This window comes from Entomomonas sp. E2T0 (assembly GCF_025985425.1).
Lineage (GTDB): Bacteria > Pseudomonadota > Gammaproteobacteria > Pseudomonadales > Pseudomonadaceae > Entomomonas.
The window spans coordinates 399,025-419,305 of record NZ_CP094972.1 but is presented as its reverse complement, the minus strand read 5'-3'; the positions used below and the strand labels follow the sequence as shown (position 1 = coordinate 419,305).

18 protein-coding genes are annotated in these 20,281 nt (G+C 35.0%); 15 read left to right on the top strand and 3 right to left on the bottom strand.

Going from position 1 to position 20,281, the window contains the following annotated elements; all coding sequences use genetic code 11:
- Positions 1–77 precede the first annotated feature (77 nt).
- Both MTZ49_RS02045 and MTZ49_RS02040 read left to right on the top strand, forming a co-directional pair.
- Complete coding sequence (locus MTZ49_RS02045) at positions 78–1,034, top strand: glycosyltransferase (protein WP_264746760.1); 957 nt, start codon at positions 78–80, stop codon at positions 1,032–1,034.
- Positions 1,035–1,128: 94 nt separating this feature from the next.
- Entirely contained in the window at positions 1,129–2,169 is a 1,041-nt protein-coding gene (locus tag MTZ49_RS02040; RefSeq protein ID WP_264746759.1) for an amidohydrolase family protein, read from the top strand.
- A 36-nt stretch (positions 2,170–2,205) separates the two neighbouring features.
- Here the strand turns inward: MTZ49_RS02040 and MTZ49_RS02035 are convergent, their stop codons facing one another.
- Positions 2,206–2,736 carry a DMP19 family protein gene (locus MTZ49_RS02035; protein WP_264746758.1) on the bottom strand — a complete coding sequence of 177 codons (531 nt, stop codon included), beginning with the start codon at positions 2,734–2,736 and terminating at the stop codon, positions 2,206–2,208.
- A gap of 151 nt (positions 2,737–2,887) precedes the next feature.
- Positions 2,888–3,262, bottom strand: a complete 375-nt coding sequence (locus MTZ49_RS02030; RefSeq protein WP_264746757.1) for a hypothetical protein — start codon at positions 3,260–3,262, stop codon at positions 2,888–2,890.
- Positions 3,263–3,517: 255 nt separating this feature from the next.
- Between MTZ49_RS02030 and MTZ49_RS02025 the strand changes: the two genes are divergently transcribed.
- A complete protein-coding gene (locus MTZ49_RS02025) occupies positions 3,518–4,099 on the top strand; it encodes a DJ-1/PfpI family protein (protein WP_264746756.1) in 582 nt (193 codons plus the stop codon).
- A gap of 121 nt (positions 4,100–4,220) precedes the next feature.
- Entirely contained in the window at positions 4,221–4,493 is a 273-nt protein-coding gene (locus MTZ49_RS02020) for a GNAT family N-acetyltransferase (protein WP_264746755.1), read from the top strand.
- 45 nt (positions 4,494–4,538) lie between these two features.
- Here MTZ49_RS02020 and MTZ49_RS02015 read toward each other — a convergent pair whose 3' ends face one another.
- Positions 4,539–5,609, bottom strand: coding sequence for a 3-deoxy-7-phosphoheptulonate synthase (locus MTZ49_RS02015; protein WP_264746754.1), 1,071 nt, complete (start codon positions 5,607–5,609; stop codon positions 4,539–4,541).
- Positions 5,610–5,868: 259 nt separating this feature from the next.
- Here MTZ49_RS02015 and hrpA point away from each other — a divergent pair, with 259 nt between their 5' ends.
- From hrpA to tssC, 11 genes are all read left to right on the top strand, one after another.
- Positions 5,869–9,801: an ATP-dependent RNA helicase HrpA gene (gene hrpA / locus MTZ49_RS02010; protein ID WP_264746753.1), complete on the top strand. Its 3,933-nt coding sequence runs from the start codon at positions 5,869–5,871 to the stop codon at positions 9,799–9,801.
- 18 nt (positions 9,802–9,819) lie between these two features.
- Positions 9,820–10,332: an adenylyl-sulfate kinase gene (cysC, locus tag MTZ49_RS02005; protein WP_264746752.1), complete on the top strand. Its 513-nt coding sequence runs from the start codon at positions 9,820–9,822 to the stop codon at positions 10,330–10,332.
- 101 nt (positions 10,333–10,433) lie between these two features.
- Entirely contained in the window at positions 10,434–11,366 is a 933-nt protein-coding gene (locus MTZ49_RS02000) for an STM4015 family protein (RefSeq protein WP_264746751.1), read from the top strand.
- Entirely contained in the window at positions 11,347–12,516 is a 1,170-nt protein-coding gene (locus tag MTZ49_RS01995) for an STM4014 family protein (protein WP_264746750.1), read from the top strand. The genes MTZ49_RS02000 and MTZ49_RS01995 overlap by 20 nt, the downstream gene beginning before the upstream one ends.
- On the top strand, positions 12,509–13,291 hold the full coding sequence (locus MTZ49_RS01990) for an STM4013/SEN3800 family hydrolase (protein WP_264746749.1): 783 nt from the start codon (positions 12,509–12,511) through the stop codon (positions 13,289–13,291). Before MTZ49_RS01995 ends, MTZ49_RS01990 begins: the two co-directional genes overlap by 8 nt.
- Positions 13,288–14,604 carry an STM4012 family radical SAM protein gene (locus tag MTZ49_RS01985; RefSeq protein WP_264746748.1) on the top strand — a complete coding sequence of 439 codons (1,317 nt, stop codon included), beginning with the start codon at positions 13,288–13,290 and terminating at the stop codon, positions 14,602–14,604. The genes MTZ49_RS01990 and MTZ49_RS01985 overlap by 4 nt, the downstream gene beginning before the upstream one ends.
- A 119-nt stretch (positions 14,605–14,723) precedes the next feature.
- Positions 14,724–15,587 carry an STM4011 family radical SAM protein gene (locus MTZ49_RS01980; protein ID WP_264746747.1) on the top strand — a complete coding sequence of 288 codons (864 nt, stop codon included), beginning with the start codon at positions 14,724–14,726 and terminating at the stop codon, positions 15,585–15,587.
- Positions 15,588–16,028: 441 nt separating this feature from the next.
- Complete coding sequence (locus tag MTZ49_RS01975; RefSeq protein WP_264746746.1) at positions 16,029–16,388, top strand: hypothetical protein; 360 nt, start codon at positions 16,029–16,031, stop codon at positions 16,386–16,388.
- A gap of 229 nt (positions 16,389–16,617) precedes the next feature.
- Positions 16,618–18,207 (top strand): type VI secretion system protein TssA, encoded by a 1,590-nt coding sequence (tssA, locus tag MTZ49_RS01970; RefSeq protein WP_264746745.1) that lies wholly within the window; start codon positions 16,618–16,620, stop codon positions 18,205–18,207.
- 45 nt (positions 18,208–18,252) lie between these two features.
- Positions 18,253–18,795 (top strand): type VI secretion system contractile sheath small subunit, encoded by a 543-nt coding sequence (gene tssB / locus MTZ49_RS01965; protein ID WP_264746744.1) that lies wholly within the window; start codon positions 18,253–18,255, stop codon positions 18,793–18,795.
- On the top strand, positions 18,795–20,273 hold the full coding sequence (tssC, locus tag MTZ49_RS01960) for a type VI secretion system contractile sheath large subunit (protein WP_264746743.1): 1,479 nt from the start codon (positions 18,795–18,797) through the stop codon (positions 20,271–20,273). The genes tssB and tssC overlap by 1 nt, the downstream gene beginning before the upstream one ends.
- The last annotated feature ends 8 nt before the right edge of the window (positions 20,274–20,281 follow it).

Genomic DNA, 20,281 nt, shown 5'->3' with positions numbered 1-20,281 from the left:
AATTGGATTATTTTTCAGTACAATTGTCATATGATACCAGATGTGTTTTTGGGACGCAGATTTTTAGTAAGGTGATTATGAAAGTTTTATTTCTTGTTCAAAAAGAGCAGCGAATTATTTTAGATAGACTGTATGAAAGTATAGAGGCTAATTGCGATTGTGATACTCGCTGGTTAACAGATGATGAGCAAGCAAATTTAAAACGTTACTTTAAAGAGAAAGTAGATACTTCTCAGTATGATCGTATTTTATTTTTCTTACGCTTTAAAAAAGAAATTAAACAAGTAGGTTTTATACGTTCTGTGCCTAATTTAGTTATTTTAGAGCATGATGCTTGGCAAAATTACGCAGCAGGTAAGTATCATGGCAAATTTACCCAATATTATCATCATTTACCTTGGGCTAGGGTATTAGTATCAGGTCATAGTATCGCTAAAAAATTACAACAAGAAGGTGTAGATGCTGTTTTTGTACCGAAAGGCTATGATGAACAATTGCTTTGTAATAAAGGGTTAGAGCGTGAAATTGAATTAGGCTTTGTGGGGAGTATTCGTAATGAGGCCTATAGCTTACGTAAGCAAACATTAGAAGCTGTAGCTAAAGCAGAGAATTTGGTTATTACCAAAACTAAATCAGGTGAAGAGTATGTTAATACTTTAAATCGCATTAAGTTCTTCGTTAGTGCTGATGTTGGTTTTGGCGAGTATATGATTAAGAATTTTGAAGCGATGGCTTGTGGTTGTGTATTAATCGCTTATGATCAAGGTGTTGATGAAAACCAAGCTTTAGGTTTTGTAGATATGGAGAATATTGTTCTATACCGTAATCTACAAGATATTCAAGAAAAATTAAAAGAGTTAAGGGCTAATCCAGAAAAGGCTGAACAAATTGCTAAAGCAGGTCAGCAGTTAGTGGAAAGTCGCTACAGTTATAAACAATTGGGTAAAACAACTGTTGCAGCAATGACTTCTCCCTTACGTGAAAGACCAAAAGATACTTTTTGGGAAAAACTCTATTATGGTTTAAAAGGCTAATTGTAAGCCCTTATATTTTGTTGCATTTCTTCTTTGAGTCTAATAGTAATAATTTGGCAGAATAGATATTATTTATCCATTAGGATTATTATCTATGTGTATTCTGACTAGGTTAAATCAATTATCTCAGTCAATATTAGCTATTTTTTTAGCATTATTTGTATTATCAGCTAATGCCCGTGATTATCATTATTCAGATGCTCATTTGCATTATGTGGACTTTTTCCAAGATACAGATGGTATGAATAAGTTGCTTAAAGCAATGGATAAGGGAAAGATTGATCATGTAATGATTAGTGGTGTTGCTGTAGCTAAGAAATGGCATGAAGATGAACCTCAAAAGCCACGCTATTATGCAGGCGATGATGCTGCTGTTTATTGGTATAGTGCAACTGATGTAATTGTACTTGATGCAGTTAAAGATTTATCTGAGGAGCAAAGAAAACGTTTTCATCCTTTTTTAACAGGGTTTAATCCTGTAGATAAGATGGCTGATCAGCATATAGAGCGTGTGTTGGAAATGAATCCTGGGTTTTGGCAGGGTATTGGTGAGATATTTACTCGTCATGATAATTTAACAGCTTTAACTACAGGGGATATTCCCCGTGCTAATAATGAGGCATTGGATCGTGTTTATGATTTAGCAGCTAAGCATGATCTGCCAGTTATGTTGCATAGTAATATAACTTCTCAGCGAGAGCGTAAGCCTCTTTACTTAGAAGAGCTAGAAGAGGCAGTAAAAAAACATCCTAAAACACGATTTATTTGGGCGCATGCAGGAACAAGTGCAGAAATTCATCGCCATCAAAAAAAGTTGGATTTTCTATTACCAGAAGTAAAGCGTTTATTAAAAACTTATCCAAATTTATATATTGATTTGTCATGGACTGTATTAGAACCTTATCTTATTGATAAAGATAAGAAGCCTGATCCTAAGTGGATAGAGCTAGTAGAAGAATATCCAGATAGATTTTTATTAGGTTCTGATGTGGTAGGTAAGTTTGATAATTTACCTAGTTATTTGGAAAGTTTTAATCCTTTTTTGGATGCATTACCTAAAGATGTTGCTCATAAAGTAGCAAGGGATAATTTTTTAGCTATTCTTCCTAAAGCTATAAAGAACCAACAGGAATAATTATATAGGCTATGTAATACATAGCCTATGAGTTACTTATTCTCGATTAATTGCTTTTTCTAATATTTTTTCAGCTGCTTGGAACATTTGTTCAATAGATAATACTGTTAGATTAGACAAGCTTTTTAACCAGTTAGCATTAAGCTCAATGAGGTTTTCTCTTATCTTAAAGAAGTCATCATTGTTTAAAGCATCACGGGTTGGGTTTTTACCAAAATAATCACCGTCTAAGAATCTAGCTAGTTCAAGTTCATCATAGGTATCTATTACAATAGCTTGCTGATTAAAAAAAGCTAAATGATCTGTGGCCTGCATTTTTTCAAGGCCATCACGTATAACAGCATTTAACTCATCGTTCCAACCACTGTTATAAACAAACTGAGAGAAACCACCATTTTTAACTTGTGAATAATAGTAGTCTACATAGTAACTAGTTTGAGCTTCTGGACAAAGTTCCTCCTCAAAGCCTTCTTCCCTTAATAAGTTAATAAAACTGATATTGGAGTCAATGATATCGTAGGGATCAATGCTATTAAAACTATTTTCAGAGACAATAACTTTGTCCATTTATTTTCCTTTTTTTATGTAAAGTAAGATGTTTTATTGTGGATAACTAATTAAAAAATGTAAAGACAGATGAAAATAGTTTTAACTTAATCAAGTATCAAGTAATTATCTTGTTGAGTTTAAGAAGCAATATAAAAAGATTCTCTTCTTCTTAAGAAGTTTCTTCTATATCATCATTATGTTTTTCAATAATGTTGTTTATTTGTTGTTTTAATTCTTTAAGATTAGTATATGCATCATCACAAAACTCTTGAGAAGGCTGATAATCAGGATGACCAAATTGTTTGATTTCCGCAGCATGCTTTTTCTTAAAAGAAGCTTTTGGTTTTATTTTGCTTAATTCAGCCACAGCGACATGATTTTTTTTGTTAGTGAATTCGCTAATATAGTTTGATATTTCTCGTAAATATTGACTATTTGCTTCTTCAATAGCTTGTTGCGAACAAATTTGAGTTGATTCTGCCATAACTACGAATGGAGTATACAAGCTAAAAAGGATAAAAATACAACAAAACTTATAACGCATTAGAGCAATTCCTAGTTTTAAAATAATCTTTGCACGAAACACTCTTTTAAATAAAGTTAGCTTCATAATATCATTGTTTAAATAAATATGACTTAAAGGAATACAAATCATTTAGTTTTTGTTCATGAATAGATATATGGTTTTGTTTTTATTGTGTTTAATTTTGACAAGGTTAAGATAGACTTTCTTTTTATAAAGATTGCTCTCAGTATATACAATGAGTCATGACTTTTTTAATACTGTAAGGAGATACAAATGGCTGATAAAAAATTACTAATGATTGTGGGTGATTATGTTGAAGACTATGAAACTATGGTGCCTTTTCAAGCCTTATTAATGCTGGGTTATAAGGTGCATGCTGTTTGTCCAAATAAAAAAGCAGGAGAGAAGGTTAAAACAGCTATCCATGATTTTGAAGGTGATCAAACTTACAGTGAAAAACCTGGTCATGGTTTTGCATTAAACTATGATTTTGATAAAGTAAATGTAGCTGATTATGTTGGTTTAGTAGTGCCTGGAGGACGTGCACCAGAATATTTGCGTCTTAATAAACGAGTTGTTGAAATTGTACAAGAGTTTGCTAAGGCTGATAAGCCTATTGCGGCTGTATGCCATGGTCCCCAATTATTGGCTGCAGCGGGTATTTTAAAGGGTAAGAAATGTAGTGCTTATCCTGCCTGTGAGCCAGAGGTTGGTTTAGGCGGTGGTAGTTATCAGAATATACCTGTTGATCAAGCTGTAGTTGATGGTAATTTAGTAACTGCACCAGCTTGGCCTGCTCATCCTGATTGGTTAGCTAAATTTGTTAAACTTTTAGGGGCAAATATAGTAATTTAGACGAATATCCTACTATTTATAGGTGAATTATTAGACATAGGTCTCATTATTCACCTTTTACGGTTCTCTTTCTATGAAAAAACATCATAATAATAAAAAAAAGCAATAGAAGGATTTTGGCATGACTGATATAGCAGTAGAAATAATACATGATGTAATGGAGCATCAATTTAAAGTAAATATAAATGAGAGTTGTGCTTATCTAGCCTATGCTAACATGGGAGATAGGACAATTGACTGCTATCGAACCTTTGTTCCTGAGGCTTTAAGGGGTAGAGGAATTGCTGCTGAACTAACTAAAGCAGTGTTAGATTATGCCGAGCAGAACAGCTTAAAAATTATTCCAACATGCTCGTATGTTGAAAAATATATGCAAAGTAAGGGGTTGATTTAAAAGGATAAGTTAGATGGTAATAATACCATCTAACTTGCTAGTGCATTAATTACGTTTTGGAAGTATATCTTTCAAACGATTGTGCATTGAACGGATTGATTTTTCAGTCGTTTCCCAGTCAATACATGCATCTGTAATGGAAACACCATATTTTAATTGCTTTAAGTCTTTAGGAATAGATTGACTTCCCCATCCTAAGTTACTTTCTACCATTAGTGAAACGATGGATTTGTTACCCTCAACAATTTGATTAGTTACGTTTTCCATTACTAAAGGTTGTAAAGCTGGATCTTTGTTAGAGTTAGCATGGCTGCAATCAATCATAATATTAGGTGTGATTTTCGCCTTAGTTAATTCTTGTTCGCACAGAGAAACACTTACAGAGTCGTAATTAGGGCGACCATTGCCACCACGTAATACTACGTGACCATAAGGGTTACCTCTTGTGGTTACAATAGAGACACCACCTTTTTGGTCAATACCTAAAAAACGATGCGGATTAGAAACAGATTGCAATGCATTAATTGCTACAGTTAAACCACCATCTGTGCCATTTTTAAAACCAACTGCAGAAGAGAGACCTGAGGCCATTTCACGGTGAGTCTGTGACTCAGTAGTACGTGCGCCAATGGCAGACCAGCTAATTAAATCTTGCAAATATTGTGGTGAAATAGGATCTAATGCCTCAGTAGCAGTAGGCAAACCCATATCAGCTAAGTCTAATAGTAATTGACGACCAATCTTTAGACCATCCTCAATTTTAAAAGAATCATCTAAATAAGGATCATTAATTAAGCCTTTCCAACCTACAGTGGTACGTGGTTTCTCAAAATAAACGCGCATAATAAGATAGAGCGTGTCTTGCACTTCTTCAGCAAGTAATTTAAGGCGCTCAGCGTATTCTTTAGCCGCTTTTAAATCGTGAATAGAGCAAGGACCTAACACTATAAACAAGCGGTGGTCTTTACGATCTAAAATATCACGTACAACTTGACGACCAGTAGAAACAGTTTTTAAAGCAGTAGCCGTTAATGGCAGCTCTTTTTTAAGTTGTTCTGGTGTGATCAAAGCATTATTTGATACAACATTTAAGTCTTCAATAGGTAAGTCAGTCATTATATTACTCATCAGGCACTTTATGCACAGAAAATTTCCATAAACAATAGCAGTTGAAAGATGTAGACAATAACATATAAGTTGTATTCTCCTCTAGTGTGCTGTAGCAAGAAAATTATTTTTATTGATGGAGTTAATAGATTTTTTGATGAGTTAGTCAAAAGTTATATTAATAATGTAATAAATAATAAAGTTTATTTTAATCAGTATCTGTAAAGGTATTATAATGTTCGCTTTTGTATTAGCTGATACTTGATAGATGACTACTGAACAGCAATTAGATAATTCCTTATTAAAACGTATTGAGCGAGCAATGATGGTTGATCGTCATTTTTTGCGAAAGGAGTTTTTTGCCTTAAAAAAACAACCTGATGAAGCAAAATTGGTACGTTGGAGTGAGCGTTTGCAACAGTCTTGTCAAACAGTAGTCAATCGCCAACAAAGTATTCCACCTATTAATTATGATGACGCGTTACCTATTGCAGCTAAAAGAGAAGAAATAAAAAAAGCAATTTTAGAAAATCAAGTAGTAGTGGTAGCAGGCGAAACAGGTTCTGGAAAAACAACTCAATTACCTAAAATTTGTTTAGAAATAGGCCGTGGTGTTCAGGGTTTGATAGGGCATACTCAACCTAGGAGAATCGCTGCTCGTAGTGTGGCTAGTCGGGTAGCTGAAGAGTTGACCACTCCCTTAGGTGAGTTAGTGGGTTATCAGGTTAGGTTTGAGGATCAAAGTACGGATAAAACGCTGATTAAGTTGATGACAGATGGTATTTTACTATCTGAAACGCAACATGATCGCTTTTTAAATCGTTACGATACGATTATTGTGGATGAAGCTCATGAGCGTAGTTTAAATATTGATTTTCTATTAGGCTTTTTAAAAACCTTATTACCTAAAAGACCTGATTTAAAACTGATTATTACTTCTGCAACCATTGACTTAGAACGTTTTGCTAAGCATTTTGATAATGCACCTATTATTGAAGTATCAGGTCGTACTTATCCTGTAGAGACTTGGTATCGTCCTTTAGTGAGTGAGTTAGACGCAGAGGGTAATCCTTTAGAAGATGATTTATCAGTCGATCAAGGGGTTTTGGCGGCTATCGCAGAGTTAGATCAATATGAAAAATCTAATCAACGAGCATTAGGTGATATTCTGGTTTTCTTACCGGGTGAGAGGGAAATTCGTGATGCAGCGGATATACTGCGTAAAGCTAATTTACGGCATACCGAAATTTTGCCCCTTTATGCTCGATTAACACCTGCTGAGCAGCAACGTATTTTTCAGACCCATGCAGGGCGACGTATTATTCTTGCTACTAATGTGGCAGAAACTTCATTAACTGTGCCGGGTATTCGTTATGTAATTGATAGTGGTACGGCAAGAGTTAGTCGTTATAGTTATCGTGCTAAAGTACAACGTTTGCCCATTGAAGCTATTTCTCAAGCCAGCGCCAACCAACGTAAAGGGCGTTGTGGGCGAGTAGAGGCTGGTATTTGTATTCGGCTCTACAGTGAGCAAGATTTTTTGAGTAGACCACTGTTTACTGATCCAGAAATACTGCGTACCAACTTAGCTGCAGTTATTTTGCAAATGCTTCATTTGCGTTTAGGTAGAATTGAGGATTTCCCTTTTATTGAACCGCCTGAAAGTAAGGCTATTAAAGATGGCTTTACCTTATTACAAGAAATATCAGCAGTTACGCTAAAAGGTGAGTTAACCAATTTAGGTAAACAGTTAGCACGTTTGCCTGTTGACCCACGTTTAGGGCGTATGCTTATTGAGGGAGCACGGCGTAAGGTATTAGATGAATTATTAATTATTAGTAGTGCGCTTTCGGTTCAAGATCCAAGAGAGCGACCAATGGAAAGGCAACAGGCAGCAGATCAAGCTCATGCTCAATGGAAAGATCCTGATTCTGATTTTGCAGCACTGATTAATTTATGGCGTGGTTTTGAGGAAAAACGCCAAGAATTAGGCAGCAATCAACTACGCAATTGGTGTCGAAAAAACTTTTTAAATTATTTACGATTAAGAGAGTGGCGTGATGCACATCGACAACTATTATTAATTTGTCGAGAAATGAAGTTATTAAATCACCAAAAGCATAGTGATAATGAGCAAGCAAGTTTAAATTATGAGGCGGTTCATCAAGCGGTGTTAGCTGGTTTATTAAGTCATATCGGTCAAAAAACAGAAGATAATGATTATCTTGGTGCTAGACAACGACGGTTTTGGATACACCCATCCACAGGGCTAGCTAAAAAACGTCCCCAATGGATTATGGCGGCTGAATTAGTGGAAACCACTAAATTATTTGCCCGTATAGTCGCTAAAATAGAGCCAAGTTGGTTAGAAAACCTAGCAGCCCACTTATTAAAGCGAACTTATCTTGAACCCCATTGGGAAAAAAGACGAGGGCAAGTCGTTGCTTTTGAGCAGGTTACTTTATATGGCTTAATTATTGTTGGGCGACGAGCAGTGCATTATGGACCGCATGATCCACAAACCGCACGGGAGTTATTTATTCGTGAGGGATTAGTGCAGGGTGAAATTTTATCTAAAGCAAAATGTTTAAAAGCCAATCATCAACTAATGGAAAAATTAGATGATTTAGAAGCTAAAGCCCGTCGTCGCGATATTATTGCTGATGAAGAAACGCTCTATCAGTATTATGATAAATATATTCCACAAGATATTTATCAAACAGCTAGTTTTGATAAATGGTATCAGACAGAGAGTAAAAATAATCCTAAGCTATTAATAATGACCGAGGCTGATGCATTAGCAAGGGATGCTAATGAGGTTACCACCAACCTATTTCCAGATTACTTACAGCTAGGCGATTTAACCCTGCCACTTAGTTATGAGTTTGAACCAGGAAACCCTCGTGATGGTGTTACTGTAAAAGTTCCAGCACCATTATTGCCCCAGTTAGCTAAAGAGCGTTTAAATTGGTTAGTGCTTGGTTTATTAGAACAACGTTGTATTGCGTTAGTACGTAATCTACCCAAAGCTATTCGTAAAAACTTTGTGCCTGTTCCTGATTTTGTTAAAGCCGCATTGGCAACTATTAGCTTTGCTGAGGGGGATTTATACCAAGCATTAGGTCAGCAGTTATTAAGAATGACAGGGGTACGAATTAGTGATGAAGCATGGTTAGAGGCAGAAGCTAACCTTGATGATCATTTAAGAATGAATATTGAGGTAGTGGATGCAGAGGGCAAGTTGTTAGGTGAGGGTAGGGATTTGGCAGCCTTGGTAGCACGTTTTAATAAAGAAAGCCAAGCAGCACTGGCAATTCCTAAACAAAAACAAGCCAGCAAGCCTATTGCCGCAAACAGTTTTGATACCTTGCCAATTACTCAACAACATAAAGTGGCTGGCTTAAGCATGACCGTGTATCCTGCTTTAGCCGAGCAAAATGGTGTTATCAAAGAGGAGCGTTTTGCTACTCAAGCTGAGGCAGATTATCAACATCGTCGAGCTTTACAACGATTATTTTCACAACAATTAGCAGACCAAGCAAAGTTTTTGCGTAACAAACTTCCTTTACAAACAGAGCTAGGCCTTTATTTTAAAGATATTGGTCGAGTAGATGCTTTATTAGAAGATATTTTATTAGCCAGTATTGATGAAACTGTATTAGCTGATGAAAAGACACTACCTCGTGATGCGGCTGGTTTAGCTAGCTTAGCAGAGACTAAGCGTGGTAGCTGGTTTGATAATGCAGATCGATTAGTTAAGCTTGTGTTAGGTATTTTAAAGTTACATCACAGTTTACAAAGACGCTTAAAAGGTAAAATAGATCTAACCCAAGCAGTAGCTTTAGCTGATGTAAAACTACAGTTAGCAAATTTAGTTAATCTACATTTTGTTAGGGATACTCCCATTGAATGGTTAAAAGAGTATCCACGTTATTTAAAAGCCGTTGAACAACGTCTTGAGAAATTAGCAGGACAGTTACAGAAAGATCGAGTTTATAGCAGTGAGTTAACCGAATATTGGCAGCAATATCAAACACGTTTAACTAAACATCTAAAAGAAGGTAAACGAGATATAGCCTTACAACAATATCGTTGGATGTTGGAAGAATATCGTGTATCAATATTTGCTCAGCAATTAGGTACTAAAATGCCTATTTCAGATAAGCGATTAGCTAAGCAGTGGCAGTTGGTAGAAAATTAAAAGTGAGTTGAATCAACTATGGAAAGAACAGGGAGTAAGTCATTAGCTTTTTGGATAACGGGATTATCAGGAGTAGGTAAAACTACTTTGGCTAATGCATTGGCAGCAAGCCTTACAGCCCTTAATATAAAAAATCAAGTGTTAGATGGTGATGAGCTAAGAAAAACTTTATGTGCTGATTTGGGGTTTTCTAAACAAGATCGCGATACTAATATTCAACGGATAGCGGAGTTAGCTTATTCGTTACAGCAGCAGGGAATAGTGGTTATTGTCAGTGTTATTAGCCCTTATAAAGAGGCTCGACAACAAGCTATTGAAAAATTACAAGCTACTGAAATTTATTTAGAAGCTCCTTTAGCTGTTTTGCAAAAACGAGATCCTAAAGGATTATATGCTAAAGCAATAGCAGGTGAGTTATTAGATTTTACAGGGGTTAGTGCACCTTACGAAACTCCTGAAAACCCTGCATATCAATTTAGAACAGATTTACTTACAGTTGAAGAAACTGTCAGTAAAATATTACCATCATAATATTGCGGTAAATTAATATATTATTAAGTATAAATTTATAAACTAGAGAAATTATTTTTAACAACAGCAATATGATTTAATTCAGCAGGAAGGGGATTATTATGACAATAGGTAACCATTTAGATAAATTTGCTGGCTATAAAGTTGAAGATTGGGAGCCAGGAAAACCACTTCAAAACTTAGAAAATACCATATATCGTATTGCTGTTGATTACGATGATAAGCAAACATGGGATGAAAAATTAAGTAAATATCTAGCAGAATCTAATGCTAAAGAAACTAGAGGGTTGGTATTGGGTGCTTATTCAGAAGAAATGTATGAAGAAAGTTCAGCGGGCCCAATTAATGCTGTGATTGCTGCTAAAGATCAATTACCGTTATTGGATACCTTATTTGTTAATGATATAACCTATGAAGAAAATGAAATTTCATGGATTATTAATACAGATAATGCGCCCTTAATTCATGCCTTTCCTAAATTAAAACATTTTGGTACGCGTGGTGGTAATGATTTAGGTTTTACTAATTTAAATGCACCAGAGTTAGAAACATTAATTGTTCAATCAGGTGGTTTAGATTCTACAACAATTAAAGAAATAGCCAATGCTAATTTACCTAAACTAAAACATCTGGAAATTTATTTAGGTACAGAAGAGTATGGTTATACAGGATCGGTAGAAGATTTACAGCCGATACTGCAAGATCGTTTTAATCAATTAACCTATTTAGGATTAATGAACTGTGATGAGCAAGATAATATTGCTAAAGCAGTGGCTAACTCGCCTGTAGTTACTCATCTAGATACTTTAGATCTATCATTAGGGACATTAGGTGATAAGGGTGCCCAAGCACTATTGGATGCTAAAAATTTAGATAACTTAAAACACCTCGATTTAAACCATAACTATTTATCAGAAGAAATGGCTAAAAAATTACAAGCTTTTGCTGCAGCCAAAGGCTTTACTATTGATGTATCTTCTGATGCTGATTATGATGAGGATGATGACTGGCGCTATGTCAGCATTGGTGAGTAATCCACAACAGGTGGTGCTTATAGCACCACCTAATAGCCGTCGAGTTGCTGCTTTTCAATCTTCATTACAGCAAATTAATTGGCCATTAGCTAAGGTTATTTCCTATCAACAGATAATAGAAAATCCACAATCGCTTATCCATACAGTACACCAAGGCAATATCATTCGACTGGAGACATCAGGAGAGTCTAGTGATATTGAGCGTTTGTTATTACAGTTAGGTAAACAACATATAACAAACGGTGTGATTGAAAATATTGCTGATTTACAGCTGGAGCAAGGGGAGATAATCCCATCTAATCAATGGTATGCAGGATTACAGCAGTTTTTTGGTATTGTTCAAGAACAGCTTGTACAAAGCCCTAGTCATTACTGTACAGTGGATTTCTCAGAAGGATTACAATTATTTGATAAAAGAAAAACATCAGAGCTTTGGCAGTTATTAAACTTACCAACTCCGTATCAAGTAACTGAGGAGGTGAGGAGTTTTGAACAGTTGATCTCAGTATTAAATCAACAAAAGTTAAATCGAGTTTTTATTAAGTTAGCACATGGTAGTGGTGCTAGTGGCACAATCGCATTAGCCATTAATAAAAATCAAATTCAAGCAATTACAACCATTGAAATGGTAGAAAGCCAGAAGGGTATTCGCTTGTATAATAATCGTAAACTCATTCGTTATAATACTTGGCAGCAAATAGCTCAGCTAATAGATGAGTTATTAAAATATCATAAACTACAAATAGAAAGGTGGCTTCCTAAAGCAAGTTATCAAGGCAAAGTATTTGATATTCGAGTTGTAGTGATTAATGGTAAAGCGATGCATACTTTAATTCGATTGGGTAAGCAGGCCATTACTAACTTACATTTAGGTAATGGACGGGGAGATCTTGAGCAGATTAAAAATTATTTAGGTAATAGTTGGCAGTTAGTACCTGAGCTGGCAGAAAAAGCAATGCAATGTTTTCCTAATAGTTTATATGCAGGGGTTGATATTTTAGTTAGCCAAAATACCAAAAAGCCTTATTTATTAGAGGCAAATACTTTTGGTGATTTTCATCCTAATACTTATTATCAAGGGCTAGATACTTATCAAGCAGAGTTATTAGCATTATTAACACGTAATAAAATTGGACGTAGTAATGATTAATGTAAAAGAGTTGGTGGCTAATAAAGTAGATATTATTTTTATTACTTTTGATAGTTTACGTTTTGATGTATTACAAAATGCCAAGATGCCTCAGTTAAACGTATTTGTACCTCATTGGGAGGCAAGACATTCTCCAGCTACTTTTACTTATGCAGCACATCATGCTTTTTTTAGTGGCTTTTTACCAACCCCTATTGATAACCCTACTGCTCCAAGATTATTTGCTTCCGCTTTTGCTGGTTCGACCACTACTCAGCCTAATACCTTTACTTTTGCTGAAAGTACCTTGCCTAACGCATTGAAGAATTTAGGTTATGCTACCTGCTGTATAGGTGGTGTGGGGTTTTTTAATAAACAAGCAGAGTTAGGCAGTGTATTACCTAATTTATTTCAAGAGTCTTATTGGAATATAGAAATGGGGGTAACAGGTAAAGGTTCTACCGAGTTACAGGTTAAACAAGCTCTTCAATTTTTACAGCAAAATAATAAACCAAAGTTTTTATTTATTAATGTGGCCGCCACCCACCAACCTACTTGTATTTATCATCCAACCTTGCAAGAAGATTCTAAGGAAACGCAACAAGCAGCTTTGGAGTATGCACAACAACATATTGCTTATTTACTAGCAGAGCAGCAAAAACGTTGTAAAACGTTAGTTATTTTAACCTCAGATCATGGTGAAGCGTTTGGTGAAGATGGTTATTATGGGCACCGTTTAGCCCATGAAACAGTTTGGACAGTACCTTATACAGAATTTGTTTTGGATGTACTATGAGTTTAAAAGCATTGATTGAGCAGGGTGAATATTACAAAGGCTATACCTATGCCTATCCCCATAAAACAAGCTATCAACATTTTGAGCCTATAGCATTAAAAAGTGCTTGGGCTGTAGAAGATAAATCACAATTATTTCTTTATGCTCATATTCCCTTTTGTGGTATGCGTTGTGGCTTTTGTAATTTATTCACTACTGCTAATCCTAAATTAGCGCTAACCAAAGCTTATATTGAAGCCTTAACTAGGCAAGCAAAAGTAACCTATGAAGCCTTAGGAGAGCAGGCAAAATTTAGTCGTTTTGCTTTAGGAGGAGGTACACCTACTTATTTATTGGCAGAAGAGTTGCAACAATTATTTGATGCATTGGCTATCTTTAAATTAGATTATGCAGCTATTCCTTCCAGTGTTGAAACCAGCCCCGCAACAGTAACTTTAGATCGCTTAGCTATTTTAAAAAACTACCATATCAAACGTGTCAGTATGGGGGTGCAAAGCTTTTCTGCAACTGAGATTAAATCAGTTGGGCGTGGGCAAAGCAATCAAGAAGTAATTCATGCTATAGAAAAGATTAGAAAGTTTAGTTTTCCTATTTTAAATCTAGATTTAATCTATGGTTTAGCTAATCAAGATCCAACTAGTTGGGCAAAGTCTTTACAAGCAGCATTAAGCTTTGAACCTGAAGAAATATTTTTATACCCACTTTATGTAAGACCCTTAACAGGTATTGGTAAATTTGGTTTTAGTTGGGATGATGAGCGGTTAAGACTTTATCAACAAGGACGAGATATGTTATTAAACGCAGGCTATCAACAAATGAGTATGCGTCATTTTAGAAAGCCTATCGTTAGTCAGATTGAATATGCAGATTATTGTTGCCAACAAGATGGTATGGTTGGTTTGGGTTGTGGAGCGCGATCCTATACTCGAGGGTTACATTACTCTAATGAATACGCGGTTGGTCGTAAAGGAATTAAAGCTATCTTAGAAAGTTATAACAATAGAACCGAAGCTGATTTTAAGCAAATAGCTTATGGTTTTAAAATGGATCAAGATACTCAAAAACGTCGTTTTATTCTGCAATCTATTTTACATATGACAGGGCTGTCTATTGAGCTTTATCAACAGCGTTTTGCCAGCTCACCTTTTATAGATTATCCACAATTAAATGAGTTAATAGAATTGCAGTTAATTCAAAACCAGCAAAATAATTGGCAGTTAACTGAGAGAGGTTTAGAGCTGGCTGATTTAATAGGCCCATGGTTTTATGCGCCAGATATTGAGCAACGTATGAGTAGCTATGAGTTGAAATAAATTATGCATTGTAGAGAATTGTCAAAAGGGTTATGCCCTATGTTGAAAAAGTATATTATAGCGTGTGGCATAGTGAGTTACTTTTTATATGATTTTATAAGTTTCCATGGAAACTTATTATGTTAAAGGAGTTAACGGTTTTTTATAGGGGAGCTTTAGAGACTTGTAATTATGCGTGTGACTATTGTCCTTTTGCGAAGAGTAAAGAAACTAGCCAGAAAAAGGCCAAAGATATTGCTGGGCTAGATAGTTTTATAAGCTGGATAGCTAATAATACAGATATTAACTTTAATATATTTTTTACTCCATGGGGGGAGGCATTAGTCTTTAAACGATACCAACAAGCAATTAAACAATTAGCAGTAATGCCTAATGTTAATAAGATTATTTTTCAAACCAATTTAAGTAGTAAGCTAGATTTTTTAGCGGAGATCAATAGTTCAAAACTTAGATTATGGTGTACTTATCACCCAACGGAAGTAGCTAGACAAAAGTTTATTAGTAAGACTAAACTTTTGGACAGTAATAATGTTAAATACAGTGTAGGAGTGGTAGGGAAACCTGATTTATTTGATGAGATTCAGCAATTACGTAAAGAGTTAAATCCTAGCACTTATTTATGGATTAATGCTTATGTAGATAAAGATCAGCATTATATCTATACAGAAGAGCAAAGGTTGTTTTTAACAGCAATTGATCCATTATTTCCATTCAATAAGCCTTATGTTTCTATAGATCTACCTTGTTCTACTGGCGAAGATGCTATTGTTGTAGATGAGTGTGGTGATATTTATCGTTGTCATTTTATTAAACAAGTTATTGGTAATATTCATCAAAATAACTGGCAACAGATACTACAAGAAAGAGTTTGTAGAAGAGGATTTTGTGATTGTCATATAGGCTATATTTTTCTTAAGTCACTTAATTTTAAAAGAATATTTGGTAAGCAAGCCCTAGAACGTATTATGCTTATAGAGCTATAAGTATAATTTAATAATGAGTTAAACTCATTATTATGCAAATAATTAATTATGATTAGATGATGGAAGTTTATAAAGAAAATATAGTCAATTTGATTCATTTTAAGGAATAATTAAGGTATTTATTCTATTGTTGTCATAAGGGATTGGTAATTGATGTTGTGATATTTAGGTAACCTTTTTTGCTGGTTTGTTAACTTAAATTAATAAAATTTAATTTAAGTGTGGAACTATTATTAAAAGTAAGGATATACTATTACAAAATAGTTAAGCCTATTGTCTAATGGAAATTTAAGGAAATTAAACAATAGTTGAATGGTTGAATTTCATAGTAGCACTGACATATGGAATATATTAGTAATAACTTTATTCAAATATGGTTGAGTAGTAGTGATTGATATTAATAATGGAATAGCAACGCAACCTAGGAAGATGCTCTATCTTTTGAGTAAGTTATTTTGTATTAATATGTTATTGGTATTAACTGCTTGTAGTCTATGGAATAAACCACAACAAGATGAGTTCGTTCATTTAAAAGGACAACATATATTAGTAGTTATTGATGGGTTTGGTAGAAATCCTGATGTGATTGAAGATTGGGTTGATTATAAGCGCTATACATGGCATCAATGCAAAACCACGGGGCAATCTTCTGTTGGGATTAGAGATAATGATACATATTATTTAAAACCTGAAGTTGTTTGTTGTAATGTTCAGTTTGAAACAGATAGGAAGAATATTGTTTTTGGCTATAAGGGTTTGAATACTTGCCCTGTTAGTAATAGTTTAAAACAAAAAAAATGAAAGTTTAGCGGTAAGGTATGGTTTTAAGAAAATAATTAAGTAATGAATAATTATTTTTAGAATCATGAAGTTATAGTGGTCAATAAAGGATATATTATATGATAGCTGTACATATAAATTATAATAGATACAAAATTGATGTATTAAGCCATGTTGCTATACATAAAATTAATAATATGATCTTGGTTATCAATCAATAATCTTTATTTATCAGGGAAGCAGGGTAAAGATGTCTTTTGTTAACCCCTTACTAAAAAATTATTCATCTTTATTAGAGGCTATTAATGGTGATAGCTTTGTAGGTGAAGATGTTCGTTATTCTGCTGCTTTCGAAGAAGTTGAAAGTATGTTGTCAGGATCGACCTCACTTTTTAGTAGTACAGGGACGGATTGGCAGAGAGTAGTAGAGTTAAGTGAAAAAATACTAACTTCTCAGGCAAAAGATATACGAGTGCTTGCTTGGTTCTCTTGGGGACTTTTTAAAACAGATTCTTTTACTGGATTGCATGCGGGCATTTATTTTCTCAATGAATTAATTGCTAAGTGTTGGGATGATATATTTCCTACTAAGCAAAGAACAAAGATGTCGGCTGTTGAGTGGTTAAGCTCTAGGTTAGAGCAACTTTTTCAAGAGTCTATAGATGTTAAAGACCAAATTTCTTTATTTGAAAAATTATTAGAAGAATTAATTCGTTTAGATACGTTTTTAACAGATAAGTGGCAGGATAAGTCCCCTTTATTATTACCTACTTGTCGCCGCATCGAAAGGATGATTTCAGAGACTACTCAACTAGTTGATAAAGATAAAGAGTCTAAAAGTGTAGTAGAAAAAGTTATTACACAAGCTAAAGAAATAGTTACAGGTACAGCAACTCCTCAATCAATAATTACTACACTAGATAATGAGCGGGATGCTAGTAAGTTATTACGCAATTTACAAGATAATGGTCGAACACTTTGTATATGGTGGTTAAACCAACGACCAACTGATATTAAAGCATTACGTTTAAATCGTACTTTACTATGGATTGCTATAGAGGCATTACCTGATAGTAAAGATGATGTAACTACATTACGTCCAGTACCTCTAGATAAAGTAAATAATTATAAAGAGAGGCTAGCTCAAGGACGTTATTCAGATTTGATAACAGATGTAGAAATAAGCATTTCAAAAGCACCTTTTTGGTTAGATGGACAATATATAGTTTGGCAATGTTTGCATGCTCTTCGTATGGATGCCGCTATGTTGGAGCTAGAGGTGCAATTAGCGTTATTTTTGCAACGTGTTCCTCGTGTTACAGAGTTAAAGTTTCACGATAATACAGGTTTTGCAAGTGAAACTACAGTAGCTTGGATTAATGACCATGTATTACCACGATTAAGTAATCAAGCAGGGCATATTAATGCGCATATTGTTTCAGGAGGTACAGGTCAAGAGGCTTGGGACGATGTGTTGCAGGAGTGTATTACTAACTTGTCACGAGAAGGTTTAAAAGAGTCAATGGCACCATTAGTAGCTGGTTTAAAGATGGCTACTGGGGGGCGAGAAAAGTTCTTCTGGCAGCTATGTATGGCTAAACTCTGTTTTGCTAATAAGAAGTATGAGTTAGCAAAAACTCAATTGGAAAATTTAGATGAACATGTTCATCAGTTAGGAATTGAGCAGTGGGAGCCTTCATTAGCTTTAGAAGTAGTTTACTTGTTATATAAGTGTTGTGAGCTGTTACCACAATCACAGCAAGTAAGAGAGTCAAAAGAGAGATTATATAAAAGACTGTGTTTTTTGGACATGGATTTAATTGTGGATGAAGGTCAATAATTTTATTGGTTTTTATCCAAAGTTTAGTAACCAATGGAGAGATTTATGGCTAAGAAAGAAAGCTCAGTAGCACCTAAAGAGCGGATTAACGTTACGTTTAAACCTGCAATAGGGGATGCTCAAGAAGAAATTGAAATTCCTTTTAAAGTTATGGTGCTTGGTGATTTCACTCATCGCCCAGATGATCGTGTTTTAGAAGAAAGAAAGCCGATTAGTGTTGATAAAAATACATTTAATGATGTATTGGAAAAACAGAATTTAAATTTAAATATATCAGTGCCGAATCGTCTTCAAAATGAAGATCCAGATAGCGAATTAGCAGTGAGCTTGAAGTTCAAGAATATGAAAGACTTTGATCCTGCTAGTGTTGTTGAGCAAGTGCCTGAGCTTAAGAAACTAATGGAGTTAAGAGATGCATTAGTAGCATTGAAAGGTCCATTAGGAAATGCGCCTGCTTTCCGTAAAGCAATTGAGAGTGTGTTATCTGATGATGACTCTCGTGACAAAGTGCTTAAAGAGTTAGGTTTAGCTGCGGAAGCTGCGGCTAATGGAAAAGACTCTGGTAAAGATAAGAAAGGAGATAAATAATGAGTGCTAGCTCACAAGAAGCAAAGTCCAAGTCTGTCGCTACCGAGCTTGGTATTCTTGATCGTATCATTGCAGAAACTAAGTTAACCCCAGAGGACGAAGCATACAACGTTGCAAAGCAGGGGATTGCTGTATTTATTGAGGAATTATTAAAGCCTCAAAATAAAAATGAACCTATCAAGAAAGCATTAGTTGATCGTATGATCAGTGAAATTGATGAGAAATTAAGCCGCCAAATGGATGAAATTCTTCATAACGCTGAGATGCAAAGTTTAGAATCAACATGGCGTGGTCTAAAACTATTAGTTGATCGTACAGATTTCCGTGAAAACAATAAGATTGAAATCTTAAATGTTTCTAAAGAAGACCTATTAGATGATTTTGAAGATGCACCTGAAATCTTTAAATCTGGTTTATATAAGCACGTATATACAGCTGAATATGGTCAATTCGGTGGTATGCCAGTAGGCTCTATTGTTGGTAATTATTATTTTGGCCCGAGTTCGCCAGATGTTAAGTTAATGCAGTATCTTTCTGCAGTAGCTTGTATGGCTCATGCACCATTTATTGCAGCAGCTGGTCCTCAATTCTTTGGTTTAGAAGCTTTCACTGGTTTACCAGATATGAAAGATTTGAAAGATCACTTCGAAGGTCCTTTATTTACTAAATGGCAAAGTTTTAGAGAGCAAGAAGACTCACGCTATTGTGGTTTAACATTACCTCGTTTCTTATTACGTAATCCTTATGATCCAGAAGAAAATCCTGTGAAAAGCTTCTGTTATAAAGAGAATGTATCTGAAAATCATGAGCATTACTTATGGGGTAATACAGCATTTGCATTTGCTACACGTTTAACAGATAGCTTTGCTAAATACCGTTGGTGTCCAAATATTATTGGTCCACGCAGTGGTGGTGCGGTTGAAGATTTACCATTACATCATTTTGAAAGTATGGGTGAAATCGAAACTAAGATTCCTACTGAAGTATTGGTTTCTGATCGCCGTGAGTATGAATTAGCTGAGTCTGGCTTTATTGCATTAACCATGCGTAAAGGTAGTGATAATGCAGCATTCTTCTCAGCTAACTCTGTGCAAAAACCAAAATTCTTTGGTATTAGTGAAGAAGGTAAAACAGCAGAGCTTAATTATAAATTAGGTACCCAGTTACCATATTTATTCGTAATTAGCCGTCTTGCTCACTATGTGAAAGTATTACAACGTGAACAATTAGGTTCTTGGAAAGAGCGTACAGATCTTGAGCGTGAACTTAATAAGTGGATTAAACAATACATTGCTGACCAAGAAAATCCAAGCGCTGAAGTGCGTGGTCGTCGTCCTCTACGTGCAGCACAAATTATTGTGACTGATGTTGAGGGTGAACCAGGTTGGTATCGTGTAACTGTTAATGTTCGTCCTCACTTTAAATATATGGGTGCGGATTTCACCTTATCTCTAGTTGGTAAATTGGATAAGGAATAATGAGGGTG

What these genes read in the sequence shown, in the direction of transcription:
- tssB (WP_264746744.1), top strand. Translation starts at nt 18,253, where the DNA reads ATGGCTAAGAAAGAAAGCTCAGTAGCACCTAAAGAGCGGATTAACGTT.
- tssA (WP_264746745.1), top strand. Translation starts at nt 16,618, where the DNA reads ATGTCTTTTGTTAACCCCTTACTAAAAAATTATTCATCTTTATTAGAG.
- MTZ49_RS02015 (WP_264746754.1), bottom strand. Translation starts at nt 5,609, where the DNA reads ATGACTGACTTACCTATTGAAGACTTAAATGTTGTATCAAATAATGCT.
- MTZ49_RS01985 (WP_264746748.1), top strand. Translation starts at nt 13,288, where the DNA reads ATGAGTTTAAAAGCATTGATTGAGCAGGGTGAATATTACAAAGGCTAT.
- MTZ49_RS02030 (WP_264746757.1), bottom strand. Translation starts at nt 3,262, where the DNA reads ATGCGTTATAAGTTTTGTTGTATTTTTATCCTTTTTAGCTTGTATACT.
- MTZ49_RS02040 (WP_264746759.1), top strand. Translation starts at nt 1,129, where the DNA reads ATGTGTATTCTGACTAGGTTAAATCAATTATCTCAGTCAATATTAGCT.
- MTZ49_RS01980 (WP_264746747.1), top strand. Translation starts at nt 14,724, where the DNA reads ATGTTAAAGGAGTTAACGGTTTTTTATAGGGGAGCTTTAGAGACTTGT.
- MTZ49_RS02045 (WP_264746760.1), top strand. Translation starts at nt 78, where the DNA reads ATGAAAGTTTTATTTCTTGTTCAAAAAGAGCAGCGAATTATTTTAGAT.
- MTZ49_RS01990 (WP_264746749.1), top strand. Translation starts at nt 12,509, where the DNA reads ATGATTAATGTAAAAGAGTTGGTGGCTAATAAAGTAGATATTATTTTT.
- MTZ49_RS02035 (WP_264746758.1), bottom strand. Translation starts at nt 2,736, where the DNA reads ATGGACAAAGTTATTGTCTCTGAAAATAGTTTTAATAGCATTGATCCC.
- MTZ49_RS02025 (WP_264746756.1), top strand. Translation starts at nt 3,518, where the DNA reads ATGGCTGATAAAAAATTACTAATGATTGTGGGTGATTATGTTGAAGAC.
- MTZ49_RS02020 (WP_264746755.1), top strand. Translation starts at nt 4,221, where the DNA reads ATGACTGATATAGCAGTAGAAATAATACATGATGTAATGGAGCATCAA.
- cysC (WP_264746752.1), top strand. Translation starts at nt 9,820, where the DNA reads ATGGAAAGAACAGGGAGTAAGTCATTAGCTTTTTGGATAACGGGATTA.
- MTZ49_RS01995 (WP_264746750.1), top strand. Translation starts at nt 11,347, where the DNA reads ATGTCAGCATTGGTGAGTAATCCACAACAGGTGGTGCTTATAGCACCA.
- tssC (WP_264746743.1), top strand. Translation starts at nt 18,795, where the DNA reads ATGAGTGCTAGCTCACAAGAAGCAAAGTCCAAGTCTGTCGCTACCGAG.
- MTZ49_RS02000 (WP_264746751.1), top strand. Translation starts at nt 10,434, where the DNA reads ATGACAATAGGTAACCATTTAGATAAATTTGCTGGCTATAAAGTTGAA.
- hrpA (WP_264746753.1), top strand. Translation starts at nt 5,869, where the DNA reads ATGACTACTGAACAGCAATTAGATAATTCCTTATTAAAACGTATTGAG.